Raw genomic sequence first — 3659 nt, 5'->3', positions numbered from 1 at the left:
GCCAAATAATCCTCATGTATGTACTCTTTAAAATATGAATCAATATTATCAAATGATAATCCCTTGTTTATCTCTATTTTATACTCTGAATTTTTCTTTGTACAAACCATATATAGATAGCCTAGCAGCAACCYATCTATAAAATTCTTATGAGGTTTTTTTATTATTGTGTATAGGTTATTTTTATCATCATGTTCTCTCTTCCTATTTACTAAGTATGTAATCAAGATTGAACTAATTATCAAGCTAAATATATCTACAAATGCACCAGACAATACGGATTTCCAAAACTCCCCTGAATCTTCTTTATCTAAACTACTATAAAACCAACTGATCAACAATAAAGACAAGAAACCAACTATCACAATTAATTCAAGTGCAAATTTCCCCCAAAATAATTTCACAATATTCATCCCCTTATTTTACAACTATTTTAGTGGGTATTGATACTGATACTTATTAGAAGAATTATGCACCAAATTCAAGTGAATTCACAAAAAACTCAGGTGTATTAATTAAACTTTTTAAAAAGCTTGATTCCCAATGATTTAATCCAAACTTTCTTACGTTAGTGTGATACTTCCTTACTAACGCATCTTTTATGTCTTCTATAGTTTCTGGATTATGTACTATTTCATCTTGTATACTGGACAATCTTTCCTCTACGCTTTCCGAAAATTCATTAAGCAACTGTAATCTTGTATAGTGTTGCACTATTAATTCAAATAACTCATGATCAATATTGTGTTTATTTTCAATAGTAAAAGTACAGGACGGAACTAACTCTCCTTCCCTATATTCCATTTCCGCAAATAAAAATGGAATATCTGATGGTATTTCATCAAAATAGAGATTAAGAAAATGTCTTTTACCATTGGTTAACCAAGTAGATGATTTTTTTTGGTTGCAATAACCACAACATGGAATGAGATTCGGAGGGAAGACCGAAAACTCAGGGAATTTACCTTTAGGTAAATAGTGATCTATTGTTCTTGGTTTATCAAGACCACAGTAAGGACAATTTTGTTTATGCTGGGCAGATTGAGCTTTAATGATTTTTGTAACTACTGCTCCTTCTAAGAAACCCTTACTATTTCTTGTATAACAGCTATGCAATGCATCCTTATCCTCCGTATCAATAATTGTACTGCTTGTAATACCCTCCAAATTGTTTTTCAAAGTATCATAAGTCAGATATCTCTCAAATACATAACTCTGAAAATGTTCTAACTTCTTTTTTTTCTCTTCACTGTGACTGTTATCTTTTATGAATTGGTATATACTTTCCGCATCTAGCGTTGGTGGAATTAATTTTTTCATTCTGCTTCTTTCCTTTTAAAAATTGCGTTAAGGTATGCTAAAGCATTAAAGCTTAAATCGTCCTCAAACAAATCTATGATTTCCTCTTTTGTATGACGATCAGATAGATGTTTAAAGATTGTCTTATAATTACTTTCATTTTCTCGAACTTCAAAAATATCGTTAGTAATACTACTGATATTCTCACCAAAACATTCTAATGATGGTGGGTCAATCATAGGAGTGTTATCAATTCTGGAAAAGACTCTTACAAACTTTGAAGGAATTTCTTGTAATATTATAGGTGAATGTGTTGAGATAATTGAAAACGATTTGAAGTCCTCTAGTATTTCATAATACATTCTCATGAAATTGGCAATTGCGTTAGGATGTAAATGCAGCTCAGGTTCATCAAACAATAATAGTGAGTCCTCTTCTATATGTGCTATCACATCTGTAATTGTGGAAAGGAGAATATTTTGTCCAGAGCTAAGCAAATTACTCAAACCGCTTTGTGATTGTGATTTACCAAATTGATCTATTAACTCTAAATGTTCTTCTTCGAATACATTTTGCAATATCTTTTTCCATTCATCTTCTCGTCCTCTTTTAACAATGGCGTCATAGGATTGATAAAAATGTTCTTCAAGTTCTGACAAAGATAATAGACCGTCTTTATTTCTTAGCCCACAATACTTATAGCTAAAAAGTTCAGATTCCTCATTTGATTCGGGAGACTTATCTTTATCTTTATTCTCAAATGGCTTATAAAGTTCATCAAATGCACTATATGAAATGGCAATAATTTTACTAAATGAAGGTCTTGCTGGAGAAAAGTTTCCTCTGTTTTGCTTTACACCACTTATGTAACTTGCCAATTCGGTTAGTATTTTTGTTTTCCCTGTTGCATTCTTTCCTACAAAAGCATTTATTCGATGAGGTAAGATATTATCTGTAAAGTCAAGTTCAACATCGTGAGGTTCCGAAGCTTCGTGAATCTTGTATATAAAGCTAAAATTAAGGATTTTTGTGGCATTACCACCAAAATATTGCTTTGCTTCTTTAAAAGCTTTTTCTGCTTCGCTAAAACGCAACAATGAACCATTAAAAACTTCATTATCTTTGAATTTCTCTGCTCTATCTCTATTAGTAGCAACATCTTTTAATCCGTCAAGAATCAAAGTTTGTAATGATTGTGGTAATTCGCTTATCTGCTCATAAAACTCTAAACTTTGCCCTAATGAACAATATGACTCTGGTAACTCTGTAAATTTCTTAGGGATAACGGCTCTAGTCACGTTAGATTCAGTTGTCATTATCTTTACATCCCCAAGTTTTGTAGTTCCTTCTCCACCATAAAACACAGCATGGAATAATGTTTCAGCTATTGACCAGTCGTCCCATTCATCAGTGGTCAATACAATACAAGGATATTCTAAGTCTACAGTAAAAAATTTTCTATATTCACTAATATAAAAGTTCAAGTTTTTGTCTCCTTCAGATCAAAATAGTCGCTTTAAATATTTGGGAAAAATTAATGTAAAGCTCAACACCTCTATGTCATCCACATTCAATTTTTTTATATAGGCAACTACAATATCCTTTTTCATTTGTTTCCAGCATTAATCAAACGTCTTAATATAGGTGGAATCACCTTGTTCAACATTAATAAAGTGAATCGTCATAGGCTTAGGTTTAGTTACATTTGCAGCATGTACTGAAGTTGAATGCAAACCTATAGATAGTATGACAGATAAAGTTATCTTAAAAATTTACATAAATTTGCCAACCCATTACAAATGTATCATCATAAAATGGTTTTTGTATATATTTATTTTCATAGCAAAAAGCACCTCTTAAGAGATGCTCCTTTGGGTAGTATTAATCTAATTTTGGACAACTTTCATTTCTTCTACTTGTAGCAGATTAATCACATGATCATTCTCAGTAACGATAAATTGACCGCCATTAATTGATTGAGGTTCAGCCAAATTTAAATTAGTGTCTGTTTCAAAATGAATATTTGATCCATTCTTAAACATTATGTATACCGAAAATTTMTTCAATTAAACTCCCCCTTTCAGAATCAATTCGATTCCATATATGGGAATTCCTTCATTAAACATTAATATATTTATACTTTTTTGTATGCATAAAAAACCACCCCAAATAAAAGGAATGGTTTTTTGTCATTAAAGATTATCTTTCACATGCCCAATTATCTTTATCACGATCCATTTTTGATTGGTAAGCAGGATGTCCTTTTGCAACACCACTAGGGTATTTCTTGCGTAATTCAGTACAGTTCTTAAAGATTTCGGTTTTTGCTGGAGTAGTTGGTTTAGGAGCAGGTTTTGTTA

5 protein-coding genes are annotated in these 3659 nt (G+C 31.4%); all 5 read right to left on the bottom strand.

The window, feature by feature from the left end:
- Window positions 1–404: hypothetical protein (locus tag AC1DSL_RS16340; RefSeq protein ID WP_477533001.1), on the bottom strand; the 404-nt coding region annotated here is incomplete at its 3' end.
- A 64-nt stretch (window positions 405–468) separates the two neighbouring features.
- Window positions 469–1320 carry an HNH endonuclease gene (locus AC1DSL_RS16335; protein WP_477533000.1) on the bottom strand — a complete coding sequence of 284 codons (852 nt, stop codon included), beginning with the start codon at window positions 1318–1320 and terminating at the stop codon, window positions 469–471.
- Window positions 1317–2783, bottom strand: a complete 1467-nt coding sequence (locus AC1DSL_RS16330; RefSeq protein WP_477532999.1) for an AAA family ATPase — start codon at window positions 2781–2783, stop codon at window positions 1317–1319. The genes AC1DSL_RS16335 and AC1DSL_RS16330 overlap by 4 nt, the downstream gene beginning before the upstream one ends.
- A gap of 402 nt (window positions 2784–3185) precedes the next feature.
- A complete protein-coding gene (locus tag AC1DSL_RS16325) occupies window positions 3186–3365 on the bottom strand; it encodes a hypothetical protein (RefSeq protein WP_477532998.1) in 180 nt (59 codons plus the stop codon).
- Between the two features lie 133 nt (window positions 3366–3498).
- The coding region (locus tag AC1DSL_RS16320; RefSeq protein WP_477533002.1) for an excalibur calcium-binding domain-containing protein at window positions 3499–3659 on the bottom strand (161 nt) is incomplete at its 5' end.

The organism is Paenisporosarcina sp. P4_D4 (genome assembly GCF_056401835.1).
This window is presented reverse-complemented; position numbering and strand designations above follow the sequence as displayed.